Annotated in this window: 15 protein-coding genes; 6 read left to right on the top strand and 9 right to left on the bottom strand. The window is 71.6% G+C overall.

Features of this window, described 5'->3' with window-relative positions:
- Positions 1 to 13 precede the first annotated feature (13 nt).
- Both ACZ4SF_RS18445 and groL read left to right on the top strand, forming a co-directional pair.
- Positions 14 to 217: a cold-shock protein gene (locus tag ACZ4SF_RS18445; protein ID WP_004986573.1), complete on the top strand. Its 204-nt coding sequence runs from the start codon at positions 14 to 16 to the stop codon at positions 215 to 217.
- Between the two features lie 356 nt (positions 218 to 573).
- The gene (gene groL, locus ACZ4SF_RS18450; protein WP_184965634.1) at positions 574 to 2,196 is read left to right on the top strand and encodes a chaperonin GroEL; all 1,623 of its coding nucleotides are present in this window, start codon (positions 574 to 576) and stop codon (positions 2,194 to 2,196) included.
- A gap of 10 nt (positions 2,197 to 2,206) precedes the next feature.
- On the opposite strand, the gene ACZ4SF_RS18455 is transcribed toward groL, so the two are convergent.
- The 6 genes from ACZ4SF_RS18455 to ACZ4SF_RS18480 form a co-directional block, all read right to left on the bottom strand.
- On the bottom strand, positions 2,207 to 3,595 hold the full coding sequence (locus tag ACZ4SF_RS18455) for an MFS transporter (protein WP_468385197.1): 1,389 nt from the start codon (positions 3,593 to 3,595) through the stop codon (positions 2,207 to 2,209).
- Between the two features lie 101 nt (positions 3,596 to 3,696).
- Positions 3,697 to 3,825, bottom strand: a complete 129-nt coding sequence (locus ACZ4SF_RS18460) for a hypothetical protein (RefSeq protein WP_468385199.1) — start codon at positions 3,823 to 3,825, stop codon at positions 3,697 to 3,699.
- Between the two features lie 102 nt (positions 3,826 to 3,927).
- Complete coding sequence (locus tag ACZ4SF_RS18465; protein ID WP_468385202.1) at positions 3,928 to 4,269, bottom strand: hypothetical protein; 342 nt, start codon at positions 4,267 to 4,269, stop codon at positions 3,928 to 3,930.
- A 58-nt stretch (positions 4,270 to 4,327) separates the two neighbouring features.
- Positions 4,328 to 5,149 (bottom strand): hypothetical protein, encoded by an 822-nt coding sequence (locus ACZ4SF_RS18470; protein ID WP_468385969.1) that lies wholly within the window; start codon positions 5,147 to 5,149, stop codon positions 4,328 to 4,330.
- Between the two features lie 266 nt (positions 5,150 to 5,415).
- Positions 5,416 to 5,613: a DUF397 domain-containing protein gene (locus tag ACZ4SF_RS18475; RefSeq protein ID WP_468385203.1), complete on the bottom strand. Its 198-nt coding sequence runs from the start codon at positions 5,611 to 5,613 to the stop codon at positions 5,416 to 5,418.
- Complete coding sequence (locus ACZ4SF_RS18480; RefSeq protein ID WP_468385206.1) at positions 5,597 to 6,436, bottom strand: helix-turn-helix domain-containing protein; 840 nt, start codon at positions 6,434 to 6,436, stop codon at positions 5,597 to 5,599. Before ACZ4SF_RS18480 ends, ACZ4SF_RS18475 begins: the two co-directional genes overlap by 17 nt.
- 115 nt (positions 6,437 to 6,551) lie before the next feature.
- Here ACZ4SF_RS18480 and ACZ4SF_RS18485 point away from each other — a divergent pair, with 115 nt between their 5' ends.
- The 4 genes from ACZ4SF_RS18485 (at position 6,552) to ACZ4SF_RS18500 (ending at position 10,723) form a co-directional block, all read left to right on the top strand.
- Entirely contained in the window at positions 6,552 to 6,854 is a 303-nt protein-coding gene (locus ACZ4SF_RS18485; RefSeq protein ID WP_468385208.1) for a hypothetical protein, read from the top strand.
- Positions 6,855 to 6,968: 114 nt separating this feature from the next.
- The gene (locus ACZ4SF_RS18490) at positions 6,969 to 8,096 is read left to right on the top strand and encodes an NADH:flavin oxidoreductase (RefSeq protein WP_468385210.1); all 1,128 of its coding nucleotides are present in this window, start codon (positions 6,969 to 6,971) and stop codon (positions 8,094 to 8,096) included.
- 69 nt (positions 8,097 to 8,165) lie between these two features.
- Positions 8,166 to 9,722 carry a carboxylesterase/lipase family protein gene (locus ACZ4SF_RS18495; protein ID WP_468385212.1) on the top strand — a complete coding sequence of 519 codons (1,557 nt, stop codon included), beginning with the start codon at positions 8,166 to 8,168 and terminating at the stop codon, positions 9,720 to 9,722.
- A 269-nt stretch (positions 9,723 to 9,991) separates the two neighbouring features.
- On the top strand, positions 9,992 to 10,723 hold the full coding sequence (locus tag ACZ4SF_RS18500) for a sulfite exporter TauE/SafE family protein (RefSeq protein ID WP_468385214.1): 732 nt from the start codon (positions 9,992 to 9,994) through the stop codon (positions 10,721 to 10,723).
- Positions 10,724 to 10,859: 136 nt separating this feature from the next.
- Here the strand turns inward: ACZ4SF_RS18500 and ACZ4SF_RS18505 are convergent, their stop codons facing one another.
- The 3 genes from ACZ4SF_RS18505 to murQ are packed head-to-tail and all read right to left on the bottom strand — an operon-like array spanning position 10,860 to position 13,798.
- Positions 10,860 to 11,429, bottom strand: a complete 570-nt coding sequence (locus ACZ4SF_RS18505) for a hypothetical protein (protein WP_468385215.1) — start codon at positions 11,427 to 11,429, stop codon at positions 10,860 to 10,862.
- Between the two features lie 40 nt (positions 11,430 to 11,469).
- Complete coding sequence (locus ACZ4SF_RS18510; RefSeq protein WP_468385218.1) at positions 11,470 to 12,858, bottom strand: PTS transporter subunit EIIC; 1,389 nt, start codon at positions 12,856 to 12,858, stop codon at positions 11,470 to 11,472.
- A 16-nt stretch (positions 12,859 to 12,874) separates the two neighbouring features.
- Positions 12,875 to 13,798 (bottom strand): N-acetylmuramic acid 6-phosphate etherase, encoded by a 924-nt coding sequence (murQ, locus tag ACZ4SF_RS18515; RefSeq protein WP_468385221.1) that lies wholly within the window; start codon positions 13,796 to 13,798, stop codon positions 12,875 to 12,877.
- Between the last annotated feature and the right edge of the window lie 92 nt (positions 13,799 to 13,890).

A 13,890-nucleotide genomic window follows, 5' to 3' on the forward strand; every position in this document is an offset into this window, starting at 1 on the left:
AGGGGAGTTAGGCATGGCTCAGGGCACCGTCAAGTGGTTCAACGCGGAGAAGGGGTACGGCTTCATCGCGGTCGACGGTGGTGCGGACGTCTTCGTCCACTACAGCGCGATTCAGATGGACGGCTACCGCACCCTGGAAGAGGGCCAGCGGGTCGAGTTCGAGATCTCGCAGGGCCAGAAGGGTCCGCAGGCCGACATGGTTCGCGTCACCGCCTGAACGTTTCTTGCACGAAGGGCCCGCACCTCGCACAGGGTGCGGGCCCTTCGCCGTGCCGGTGCCCCCGTGTCCGCGGACGGCTGACGGTGCCCTGCCGCGCCGGCCGGTTGCGCCCGCCCGGCGCCCGGGACCGCCACCCTTCGGCGAACCCGCTTCGCGGGTGCGCCTTGCACTCGGGCATGCCGAGTGCTAATCATTGGCGTTAGCACTCTGAAGGTGAGAGTGACAACGAAGGACCGGGTCGGTGAGGCCCGCAGGCCAAGTGGGGCAAGGAACCACGCGGCCGGCGAGCCGTCCGTCGCGGGCGCGGGCGCGGTCCGAAGGAATCACCCCCAGTCCTGGAGGGACCACTTCACATGGCCAAGATCATCGCGTTCGACGAGGAGGCGCGGCGCGGCCTCGAGCGCGGCATGAACCAGCTCGCGGACGCCGTGAAGGTGACGCTCGGCCCCAAGGGCCGCAACGTCGTCCTCGAGAAGAAGTGGGGCGCCCCCACGATCACCAACGACGGTGTCTCCATCGCCAAGGAGATCGAGCTCGAGGACCCGTACGAGAAGATCGGCGCCGAGCTGGTCAAGGAAGTCGCCAAGAAGACGGACGACGTCGCCGGTGACGGTACGACCACCGCGACCGTGCTCGCCCAGGCCCTGGTCAAGGAAGGCCTGCGCAACGTCGCCGCCGGCGCCAACCCGATGGCTCTGAAGCGCGGTATCGAGAAGGCCGTCGAGGCCGTCTCCGCCGCCCTGCTGGAGCAGGCGAAGGACGTCGAGACCAAGGAGCAGATCGCCTCCACCGCGTCCATCTCCGCCGCCGACACCCAGATCGGCGAGCTGATCGCCGAGGCCATGGACAAGGTCGGCAAGGAAGGCGTCATCACCGTCGAGGAGAGCAACACCTTCGGTCTGGAGCTTGAGCTCACCGAGGGCATGCGCTTCGACAAGGGCTACATCTCGGCGTACTTCGCGACCGACATGGAGCGCATGGAGGCGTCGCTCGAGGACCCGTACATCCTCATCGCCAACTCCAAGATCGGCTCCGTCAAGGACCTGCTCCCGCTCCTCGAGAAGGTCATGCAGTCGGGCAAGCCGCTGCTGATCATCGCCGAGGACGTCGAGGGCGAGGCCCTGTCGACCCTGGTCGTCAACAAGATCCGCGGCACCTTCAAGTCCGTCGCCGTCAAGGCCCCGGGCTTCGGTGACCGCCGCAAGGCCATGCTCGGCGACATCGCCATCCTCACGGGCGGCGAGGTCATCTCCGAGGAGGTCGGCCTCAAGCTGGAGAACGCGACCCTGGACCTCCTGGGCCGCGCCCGCAAGGTCGTCATCACCAAGGACGAGACCACCATCGTCGACGGTGCCGGCTCCTCGGACCAGGTCAACGGCCGCGTGAACCAGATCCGCGCCGAGATCGAGAACAGCGACTCGGACTACGACCGCGAGAAGCTGCAGGAGCGCCTGGCGAAGCTCGCCGGCGGTGTCGCGGTCATCAAGGCCGGTGCCGCCACCGAGGTGGAGCTGAAGGAGCGCAAGCACCGCATCGAGGACGCCGTCCGCAACGCGAAGGCCGCCGTCGAGGAGGGCATCGTCGCCGGTGGTGGCGTGGCCCTGCTGCAGGCCTCCCAGGTCTTCGAGAAGCTGGAGCTCGAGGGTGACGAGGCGACCGGCGCCAACGCCGTGCGCATCGCGCTGGAGGCCCCGCTGAAGCAGATCGCCGTCAACGCCGGCCTCGAGGGCGGTGTCGTGGTGGAGAAGGTGCGCAACCTGACCCCGGGCCACGGCCTGAACGCCGCGACCGGCGAGTACGTCGACCTGGTCGCCGAGGGCATCATCGACCCGGCGAAGGTGACCCGTTCCGCGCTGCAGAACGCCGCCTCCATCGCCGCGCTGTTCCTCACCACCGAGGCCGTCATCGCCGACAAGCCGGAGAAGGCCGCTGCGCCGGCCGGCGGCGGCATGCCGGGCGGTGACATGGACTTCTGATCCTTCCGGATCACCTGTCCTTCTCCGAGGGCGGTACCCCCAGCTTCCGGCCGGGGGTACCGCCCTCGGGCGTCTCCGGGCACAGGCGGCGGGCTCCGCCGGGGCTCGCGGACGCCGCCAGGGCCGTCAGACGCCGCAGGCCGGCCTGCCGCTGCACCAGACTCAGCCCGGTGACGGCGGCACCCAGCGCCAGCCAGCCCACCGGACCGGCCGTCATCACCACGCCCGTCAGCAGCGGGGGGCCCACCGACTTCTGCACCGACTGCGCCATCCCGGCCACGCCCAGATAGGAAGCCCGGGCACGCGGCGGCGCCAGGCTGACCGCCAGCTCCCAGGAACTCACCGAGCGCAGCAGCTCGGCCAGCGTGACCAGCATCGCGGCCGCGAGCATGGCGAGCGATGCGGACCAGGCCCCACCGCCGGTGGCGGTCGCCAGGACGAGGCAGCAGGCGAGCAGGGTCACGCCGTACCAGCCCACTGCCGAGGCGGCCTTGCGCGGACCCTCGGCCCGGGCCGAGACGTGCAGCTGCAGCACCACCACGAGCACGGTGTTGATCACCAGGAAGGCCGGGACGACGGCGTGCGGCGCGGTGGTGTGGTGCACCAGCCACAGCGGCAGACCGACGCCCAGGATCGCGTCGTCCAGGTTCATCGGGATGTCGAGCAGCACGAAGAGCAGGTAGCCGGGGTCCCGCCAGGGGCTGGGAGCCGGCTCGGGGGCGGGGGAGCCGCCCCCGCTGCCGTCGCTCTGTGCCACGACCAGCCCGTGCCCGGCCGGTTCCCTGGTCTGCCGGACCAGCGCGGCGGCCAGGACGTAGGAGAGCGCGTTGGCCAGGATCAGCGCACGGTAGGCGTTCGTGGTGCCCACGGCGAGGCCGAGCGCGGCGACGCCGGCGCCGAGGGCGTATCCGGCGTTGGCCACGCTGCGGAACAGCGCCTGGTAGGTGGCGCGCCGCTCACCGGCGACCCGGGTGGCGAAGAGCATCTCCAGCGTCTTGGCAGCCCGCTCGCCCAGACTCGTGAGCGCGACCAGGAGGAGCAGCGTGGTGAAGTCGTCGGCGACCAGCAGCAGGACCATCGTGCCCAGGCGCAGCAGGTGACAGCCGATCAGCAGGTCCCGCACGGGCAGCCGTTCGGCGGCTCGCCCGGCGAGCGGTGACCCGGCGATCCCCGCGATCGCGCCCACTCCGAGGAGGAGTCCGAGTGCGCGCGCGTCCAGCCCGCTCACGAAGGTGAAGTAGAGCACGGAGGCCGCGGCCCACATGCCCGTCCCGGTCCGGTCCACGCACTGCGCCAGCAGCATGATCCGCGCGTCCCGCCCACCCGGGGGCCGCCGCAGCTGGGCTATCAGCCCACCCCTGCCGTCTCCGCCGCCCTTGCCGTCCCCGGCCCGTCGCATGGCCAGCCCCCGTTTCCGCCGCGTCCAGTAATCTCGACATCAAGATACTTGATGTCGACAGGATTCGCGGTGGCGTTGAACAGCGGCCCTGAGAGGCGGGGTCAGTCGGCGTAGTCCTTGAGTTCCTGGGTGTCGAGGGTGATGCTCACCGGCGGTGGCAGTTCGACCGTGGCGCCCCAGCGGCAGCTGGGGGACTGCCGGTAGCGGCCGTCCTTCGGCTCGCTGAACACCGTGAGTGTGTTGTTGTCGTGGTCATGAGGAGGTAGACGGGGATGCCGGCTTCTGCGTAGCCGACGGGCTTGTCGATCCGGTCACGCTGGTCCGTGTCGCGGTCATGCGAGGTGATTTCTACGGCCATGAGGGCGCCGTCGGTGTCCGACCAGTTGCCGTGGCCCCTGAAGTGGCCCACGGGGGCGAGGAAACCGTCCGTGACGGCGCGGCCCTTGCGGTAGGCCTCGGCCTACTACCTTTCCGTTGACGTACTCAAGCCGCACCGTTTCGGGGGCAGCGGCGGCCAGTTCCTCGAACTCCGCCACGTCGAGCGGCCCGTGCCGTACGCACAGGCGGCCGCCGAGGAACTCCAGCCGGTCGCGCAGCTCCCGCGGAGCCCTGCGGACGAGTTCCTCGAAGTCCTCGACGGACATCTGCGGGCGTTCTTCGGTGTCAGGGGTCATGGCGTCGCCTCCTTCCCTCCATCGTGCCGGGGGTTGTGGCGCCGGACCGTATGAGCGGTCATGTGGGTGTCCTTTCGCGTCGTCGTAGGGACATCGCAGCCCGGATCTCGCCTGCCCGGGCGCGGATGTCGGGGGCGGGCAGAGGCGTACGGGGGTGTACGGGGGCGCGTTCGCCACGGCAGCCTCCGCACACGCCCCCTGGCAGTGCTTCCGGCCGCCCCGGCACCCCGCACTCCGCGCACTCCAGTACCCGGCGCGGTGGGCGGGGGAGCGGTTCCGGTGGGAGCTTGTCGATCAGGCGGCGGCGCACCAGGGCTGCCGGGTGGTGGACCGGTGTGGGCAGGCCCTCGGTCAGCGTGCGGATCACGGCCTCGTCGGCGGCTCCCCGTGTGAACCACTCCGCCAGCAGCGGGGCGAGCGCGGCGCAGTCGGCGGCGGAGAGGGACAGGACGGGGGCCGTGCGGCCGAGGGCGGCGAGGAGGACGTGGGCGCGGGAACGGGTGGGGCCGGGGCGTTCGGGAGGGTGCGGGTCCCGCGGCACGTCGCCGCGGGTGAACGCCGCCCACCAGGCGTCGTCGCGGGCGGTACGGGACCACCACGATCGGGTGATCCAGCGGGAGCCCCCCGAGTCGGTCTCCAGCCGCTCCCGGCCCCGCCTCAGGTGGCCGGCCTGCTGGAGGCGGTTGAGGGCGGTACGGAGCGCGCACTGGCCGTACGGGAGGTGCTTGGCCAGCGTTTTCACCGAGATGTCGGTGCCCTCGGGGAGGCGGTCGAGGTAGGCGGCGATGGCCGCTTCGCGGGGTGGGAGGTGCGCGAAGTCGTGGTTTGTGCGGGGGCGTTGGCCCGGTGCGGAGCGTTTGCCGTAGCCCGGATTGGCCATCGGGTGCGGGGGCACGTGCGCGGGCAGGGGGGCGGCACTAAGCTTGGCGTCAGCCACAGATCGACTGCTTTCGATCTCGTTGGTCAAGCCCCCGCAGGTGTTGGCGCACCTGACGGGGGCTGTTCGTTATGCGGGACGTTAGAGGCTTGTGACTGTCCGTGGCAAGTCGGTCGCTTCGCGTCAACTCGTGGGATGGGAGGGTGGGTTGAGGCCCTCCCCCCATTCCTTGCAAAGAGGGCTCGGAGCTGGGCGCTTGAGCCTCGGGGTCACTTGAGGGAAGAGGTGAAGGTGGCCCACGCGTCCGAGCTGAAGAGGAGCTTCGGGCCGTGGGGGGTCTTCGAATCTCGGACGGGGACGAGGGTGGGGTGATCGGTGGCGATTTCCAGGCAGTTGTTGCCGCCGCCGCTGTAGCTCGACTTGATCCATACGGCCGTGCTCAGGTCGCGGTCAGGGGTGTTCCTCATGGGCGTAATCCTCCGCCAACGCCTCGATGAGGGCCAGGGACTTCTCCTGCGAGAGAGAGGAGGCCACAAGGAGGTCGTACCTGAACCTGAGGTGGGCGACGGTGGCAGGGTCGTCCTCCACCCGCCCAGTGCGTACCCCTTCGTAGTAGACCAGGGGAGGGGCGTCCGTGAACTCCATCAGCTTCAGGTCGCTTTGCATCGCTGCGTGCGCGCCCGCGCTGAACGGCAGCACCTGTACGATGACGCGGTTCCGGCAGGCCAGGCCGGCGACGTGCCGCAGGGCCTCCGCCATCACCGCCCGACCGCCTGTTTCGCGGCGTAACGCTGCCTCGTCAAGCACAGCCCACAACAACGGCTTTGTTGGGTTGTCGAGTAGACGGACCCGCTCCATCCGGCCTTCCGTCCACTCCTTGATGGTCTCCTCCGGTGCCAGCGGGTCGTACGCGCGGTTCACGGCCTGTGCGTACGCGCGCGTCTGCAGCAGTCCGGGGATCAGGAGCGGCGTGTACTCCCTGATCGCCGTGGCTTGAGCCTCGGCCTCCGCCACCACCTCGAAGTGCTCCTCGAACTTCGACTTGGCCGCGGCCGCGCAGTTCCGTTGGAAGAAGCCGTCCGTCCCCAGCACCTCGTCCAGCATCCGCGCATACTCCGCCTGCATCCGCCGGGTCCCCGCCTCCAGCTGTCCGATGAACGACCCGCTCACGAACAGCCGTTGGCCCAGCTGGTCCTGGCTGAGCCCCTGCCGCTCGCGGGCGTGCCGTAACTCCGCGCCCAGCAGTGCGCGGGGCGATGACGACGGGTCGAGGTCCTTCGGTCCTGCCATGGCTGCTCCTGGTCCGACAACAGAGTCTGTTGGGACGTCGTGTCTGGCCAGGCTAGGGCGCCGACGGCCACGCTGTGTGGTGAACGTGAACACTCAGCGTGGAGGAACCGGCGCAATGGAGATGAAGAACACGGCCGCCGACGAGCGGCCCGCCCGCACCGCCGAGGAAGCGGTGGGCCGGCTGCGGGACGCACTGCGTGAGGTGGGCATCGTCCTTCCGTCCCTCCGGGTCGACCCGCTGAGCACCTCGGACGAGGATTCGTACGCCCTGGTCGACCTGGGGCGCTGCAACCTCGGCGTGGCCTCGCGGTTGGCGGCCGTGCTGCGGGTGAGGGGCGCCGGGGCGTCGTCGCCGGACGAGGTGCTGCGGGAGCGGGTGCGGCAGTTGAACCGGGACAGTGTGAGCGGGGTCACCTGAGGGGTTTCCGCGGGGCCGGAATGTGGGGCAGCGCATAGGCGATTACTTAAGGAGCTGCAACAATGCGTGCTCACATACCGACCGGTTACCCACGCCACTCACGAGGAGCCCCCCGTGACCGTCACCACGCCCCCCACCTCCCGCGCGGCCCAGGTTCTGTCCCGGCCGATCACGCTCAACGGCCTCACCGTCCCGAACCGGATCGTGATGGCGCCGATGACCCGCATGTTCTCCCCGGGCGGCATCCCCGGCGAGGACGTGCGGTCCTACTACGCGCGGCGCGCCGCCGCCGGGGTCGGCCTCGTCGTCACCGAGGGCACCTACGTGGGTCACGAGTCGGCCGGCCAGAGCGACCGCGTCCCGCGGTTCCACGGCGAGGAGCAGCTGGCGGGCTGGGCGAAGGTCGCCGAGGACGTGCACGCGGCCGGTGGCACCATCGTCCCGCAGCTGTGGCACATCGGCATGGTCCGCAAGCAGGGCGACGCCCCCTTCCCGGACGCCCCCGCCGTCGGCCCCTCCGGCCTCGTCACCGCCGGTGCCGAGCCCACCGGCAAGGCCATGACCCAGAAGGACCTGGACGACGTCGTCGCCGCGTTCGCGCAGGCCGCGGCGGACGCCGAGCGCATCGGCTTCGACGGCGTGGAGCTGCACGGCGCCCACGGCTACCTCGTCGACCAGTTCCTGTGGGAGGGCACCAACCGCCGCACGGACGCGTACGGCGGCGACCCGGTGGCCCGCACCAAGTTCGCGGCCGAGATCGTCGCGGCGGTCCGCGAGAGGGTGTCCCCCGACTTCCCGGTCCTCTTCCGCTACTCGCAGTGGAAGCAGCAGGACTACACCGCCCGCCTCGCGGAGACCCCCGAGGAGCTGGAGGCGATCCTCACCCCGCTGGCGGCGGCCGGCGTCGACGTCTTCCACGCCTCCACCCGCCGCTACTGGGTCCCCGAGTTCGACGGCTCCGACCTGAACCTGGCCGGCTGGACGAAGAAGCTCACCGGCAAGCCGGTCATCTCCGTCGGCTCGGTCGGCCTCGACGGCGACTTCATCAACGCCTTCCAGGGCGAGGGCTCGCAGGTCAAGGGCATCGACAACCTCCTGGACCGCCTGGAGGCCGACGAGTTCGACATGGTCGCCGTCGGCCGCGCGCTGCTCCAGGACCCGGAGTGGGCGGCCAAGGTGCTCTCCGACCGCTTCGACGAGCTGGCGCCGTACGACGCGGCGGCCGTGAAGACCCTGAGCTGAATCCCTGTCACACAGCGGGCACTCGTGATCGACGCCGGCCGTTCTCCTGATGACCAGTGAGGAGCGAGCATGACGACGAGCGAGTCCCCGGCCCCGGACACCGACGGCCCCGTGGTGCGCACCGCTTCCGGCGCGGTGCGCGGCCTGCGCGAGCAGGGCCTGTCGGTGTTCCGCGGCATCCCCTTCGCCGGGCCCCCGGTCGGCGAGGCCCGCTTCCGGGCCCCGCGCCCGGTGCGGCCCTGGGACGGCGTCCGGGAGGCGTACGCCTTCGGGCCGCCGCCCCCGCAGGACCTCGGCGTCCAGGGCGGTACGGCCACCGGCCCCGCGGGCGACGACTGGCTGACCGTGAACGTGTGGACGCCCGAGGCGGACCCGTCCGCCGGCCGTCCGGTCATGGTGTGGATCTACGGCGGCTCCTACAAGATGGGCCACGCCGGCCAGCCCCACTACGACGCGCAGGCCATCGCCCGGGACGGCGACGTCGTCGTGGTCACCTTCAACTACCGGGTGGGCGTGGAGGGTTTCCTCCGTCTCGACGGCGCCCCCGCGAACCGGGGCCTGCTGGACCAGGTGGCGGCCCTGGAGTGGGTGCGGGAGAACATCGCGGCGTTCGGCGGCGACCCCGGCCGGGTGACCGTCTCCGGCGAGTCGGCCGGAGCGGGCTCGGTGGCCTCGCTGCTGGCCATGCCGAGGGCCCGCGGCCTGTTCCGGCGGGCGGTGGCCCAGAGCGTGCCGGGCACCTTCTTCTCCGACGAGCTGGCGCGTGACATGGCGGCGGTGCTGGCGGCGGAGGCGGGCCGCAGGCCCACGGCGGCGGACCTGGCCGCCGTCGACCCGGCGCTCCTGGTGGCGGCGGGCCAGGCGGTGAGCGCCAAGATGCCGCAGTACACCGGCAGATGGGGCCAGGCGGCGCCGACGGTCACCCCCTACGCCCCGGTCGTCGACGGCGACGTCCTGCCCACCACGCCCTGGCAGGCGCTCGCGGCGGGCGCGGCCCGCGAGGTGGACCTCCTGGTCGGTCACAACCGGAACGAGTTCCGGCTCTTCATGGCCATGGGCGGCATGCTCGGCAGGATCACCGACGAGCGGCTGACGGAGACCCTGCGCCTGCTGGCGCCGGGCGGCGAGGCGGGCGAGCGGGCGTACCGCGCGGCCTTCCCGGACGCCTCCCCGTCCGACCTGTTCGAACGGGTCCAGACGGACTGGCTGTTCGCCATGCCGTCCCTGCACCTGGCGGAGGCCCAGCGGGCGGGCGGCGGCACCGCACACGTCTACGAACTCACCTGGCCGGCGCCGGGTTCCGGCGGCGTCCTGGGCGCCTGTCACGCCCTGGACGTCGCCCTGCTCTTCGGCACGTACGGCGCGGTGCTGGGCGGTCTGCTCTTCGCCGGGTCACAGACGCCGGTCGAGGCGCAGGCCCTGTCCTCCTTCTTCCGCCGCGCATGGACGTCGTTCGCGCGCACGGGAGACCCGGGCTGGCCGGCGTACGACACGGAAGCGCGCCTGGTGCAGGTCCTGGACGCGCAGCCGCGGGTCACGGCCTACCCGGAGGAGCGGAGCAGACGCCTCTGGGAGGGGCACGTGTTCCCGCCCCTGCCCCTGATCCCCCAGACGAATGGTTCCTGATGCCGGCGGTGCGTCCGGGAACGCAGACTGGGCGCCCAATATCGTTCTGTGACAAGCGACCTGGCCACCCTGCTCACAGCACTGTACTGCGGCGTGGCCGGTCGGCCAGGCGTCATGTTCGGGGGCTTTGCGCGGTCTCTCGCCGTTGTGGATTCCGCAATCGACGGGTTCCGCTAGCGAGAGGACTTGCCTGTCAGGCCATTGCCGTCGGGGTCAACGCCTCATGAGGATGACCCCGATCATCCGGGTGACGACAGGAGTGTGCTGTGGTGAGCGCAGGAGCGGCCGAGCTACTGCTGGGCGGCATAGTCGTGCTGGCTGCTTCGGTGCAGTGGCTCACAGGTATGGGCTTCGCTCTCATCGCGGTCCCCGTGTTCGTTCTGATGCTCGGGCCGGCGCAGGGGGTGGTGCTCGCGAACTGCGCAGCCGGGGTCATCAGCGTCGTCGGACTCGCCTCGAGTTGGCAGCGTGTACGGATCGGCGTCATGCTTCCCTTGGTCATCGCTGCGGCATGCACAGTGCCTGCGGGCTCATGGGCGGCCGCCCGGCTTTCCGAGCCGGTACTCCTGGCCGGCATCGGGACTCTTGTGACGCTTGCCGTGGCTCTCGTGATGGGGGGCACGCGCATACCAGCCCTGACCGGGACGAAGGGCGCCGTGACCGCGGGTGCCATGGGCGGATTCATGAACTCCGCCGCCGGAGTCGGCGGGCCGCCGTACTCGCTGTACGCCTTGAATGCGGGGTGGCCCATCCATGAATTCGTGCCGAACGCGCAGTTCTATGGCATTGCGGTGAACATCTTCTCAGTGGCCGTCAACGGTGTACCACGGCTGAGTGGGTCAGCCTGGGCGGTGACAGTGGCGGCCATGGTGGCGGGCGCCCTCATCGGCAGGGCTCTTGCGCCGAGAGTCCGGGAGCGGGGGGTTCGCCGGCTCATCTTCGCCCTGGCCCTGGCCGGCGGCTGCTCCGTACTGATCAAAGGGCTGCTGGAGTGGGCATGACCGCCCGCCGGCCCTGGAGGTGGTCCGGTATCGGGCGGCGGAGGGGAATTCCGTCCGCCGACCGTCTGCAGAAGGCGGATCGCGGTGTCCCGCCCCAGCACGCGGGCCGGAGCGCCCGGTTCGGGGTCGATCGAGACTACAGGTTGCCCATGGGTTCGATGTCGACGTAGACGGGCGTCCCCCACACCCGCAGCACCTCGTAGTCGGTGAACTCGTGCACGAGCCGGTACGCCATGGCGGGCCGGGAGCCGCGCCGCTGGGCGGCGAGATACGCCTCGGCCTCGTGCCGGTCCCGGCGGGGCGTCCCGCACAGCTGCCATTCGCGCCCGTTCCACGCCTCGGGCAGCCAGCGCTGCTGCGGCTGGGGCCGGTCGGCACGGACGCCGTAACGGGAGGGCGCGGTGGCGGGGACTGCCTCCGGCCTGCCACCGCTCTGGTACTCCGCCCGCCGGGCGGCCCGGCGCCGGGTCTCGCACAGCAGGCACAGATCGGGGGCGCTCTCGTCCACGGGACCGTGCGGGTGCTCGGGGCACCGGGTGCTGGGCGCGGTGGAGCCGACGCTCTCGTCCAGCAGGTCGAGCGCCCTGCGCAGATCGGCCTTGATCTCGTGCAGCCGGGCGTCCGGGGTGTCGGCGGTCAGCGCCTCCCCGTGCTCACCGAGGAGCCGGAGGGCCCTGCCGAGGGCGGTGAGCTGGGCGTGGTTCATGGTGTCCGACGGTAGCGCGTTCCCGCAGAAGGTGGGCCGGTCAGCCGGCGGGTGCGGAGGCGTGGGCGGGTCTGAACGTCAGGTACGTCGCCAGGAAGCCTGTCAGGTAGCCGGTGAGCAGGCCGCCCGCGTAGATCGCCGCGGTCAGGGCGGGGCTTCTGTTTCCGGCCAGCAGGGGGAACAGGGCCCAGCCCGACGGGCCGATGGCCGTCGCCCCCACCTTGTCGCCGAGCATCGCGAAGAACCCGACGAAGGCCCCGCCGGCCGCCCCGCCCGCGCACGCCGTCACGAACGGGCGGCCGAGCGGCAGCGACACCCCGTAGATCAGCGGCTCGCCCACGCCCAGCAGGCCGGCCGGGAGCGCCGACCTGATCGTCGTACGCAGGGAGAGGTCATGGCGCAGCCGGACGTACACCGCCAGGGCCGCGCCCACCTGGCCCGCGCCCGCCATGGCCAGCAGCGGGAGCAGGACCGTGTAGCCCTGCTGGTCGATCAGGGTGGCGTGCAGCGGGATCAGGGCCTGGTGCAGGCCCAGCATGACCAGCGGCAGGAAGAGGCCGCCGAGGACCAGGCCGGCCACGGCTCCGGTCGTCACGAGCAGCCAGTTCGCGGCGGTGCCGATCGCCGTCGCCACCGCGCCCGCCGCGTACATCAGGCCGTACAGCGTCACCAGGCCGGGGACGAGGACGGTCACGGTCGGGGTCAGCAGCACGTCCAGCGCGCCCGGCACCCGGCCCCGGCACCACTTCTCCACCCGGGTCGCCAGGAACGCCGCCGCGAGCGCGCCCAGCACCCCGCCCTGGCCGGGCGCCAGGTGCACACCGAACGCCGTCACCTTCGCCACGCCCGGGTACACGACCACCGCCGCCACCGCCCCGCCCAGCACGGGGGTGCCGCCGAACTCCTTCGCGGTGTTGTGCCCGACGAACACCGCGATCAGCGCCATGAAGGCGGAGGCGACGGCGGACAGGGCGGGGGTGAGCGCGGGCAGCCAGCCGGCGTTGACGAACAGTCCGTTGAGACCGGCGAGGATGCCGCAGCCGATGAGCGCGGGGATGAGTGGGAGGAAGACGTTCGCGATGCGGCGCAGGGCGGTCTTGAGGGGGGTGGCGTTGCGGCGCCGGAGGTCTTCCTTCAAACGGGCGCCCCGCGCGTCCGGTTGCTCGCTCACCTGCTCCGCGACCGCCGCCGCGACCGCCGCAGTCACCGCCTCCACCACCCCCGGCCCGAGCACGATCTGCCGGCTGTCCCCGTCGGCCACCACGCCCAGCACTCCGGGCAGGGCCCGCAGGGCCTCCTCGTCCACGGCCGTCGGGTCGGCGAGGGTCAGCCGGAGGCGGGTCATGCAGTGGGTCACGGAGGTGACGTTGGCCGGGCCGCCGACCCGGGTGAGGACGGCGGTCGCGGTGGAGGCGGGGTCGTTGCGCACGCCCCGAGCGTGCGGGTCAGCGGGGTGTGTGCGCCAGCGCGGCACGCAGATGGCCGCCGGACTCCTCCAGAAGGCGGGCGGCCGTCGGGCCGTCGACACCGGCGAGCAGGGCCAGGATGGCGTGCTTCACCTCGCCGCCCGTCTCCGTGAGGGCCTTCTCGATCTCGGTGTCGTCCGCTCCCGTGGCCAGGGACACGATCCGGTGCGAGCGCGCCCGGAGTTTGGCGTTGGAGGCCCGCACGTCGACCATCAGGTTCCCGTAGGTCTTGCCGAGCCGGATCATCGTGATGGTCGACAGCATGTTCAGCACCAGCTTCTGGGCCGTGCCGGCCTTCAGGCGCGTGGAGCCGGTGATCAGTTCCGGACCGACGACGACCTCGATGGCGTGCTCGGCGGCGGCCCCGAGCGCGCTGTGCTCGTTGCAGGCCAGGCCGACGGTGAGGGCACCAAGGGCGCGGGCGTGCTCGACGGCGCCGACCGCGTAGGGCGTGCGGCCGGAGGCGGAGACGCCGACCACGGTGTCCTCGGGGGTGAGCTTCAGGGCGTCGAGGTCTTCGCGGGCCAGCTCCCGGGAGTCCTCGGCGCCCTCGACGGAGGTCACCATGGCCTCGGGCCCGCCCGCGATGAGGCCGACGACCTGGGCGGGATCGGTGTTGAAGGTGGGCGGGCACTCGGAGGCGTCCAGCACGCCCAGCCGTCCGGCGGTTCCGGCACCGGCGTAGACGAGCCGGCCGCCGCGGGCCATGCGCTCGGCCACGGCGTCGATGGCGGCGGCGATCCGCGGCAACTGGACGGCGACGGCGGCGGGTACGCCCGTGTCCTCGCCGTTCATCAGCCGGGCGATGTCGAGGGTGGGCAACTGGTCGATGCCGGCCAGCTCGGGCCGGAAGGCTTCGGTGGTCAGCGAGGCCAGCTCGGTACGCAGATCCTGGGAGGTCATGGGGGGTGGCTCTCTCCGTGCAGGTCGGGTGCGATTCCCTGGGGGCGCGGGTCTGTGTCCGTGGTGCGGCTGCGCCGCGGGGCGCGAGCAGC

The organism is Streptomyces sp. NPDC027663, from assembly GCF_055566415.1.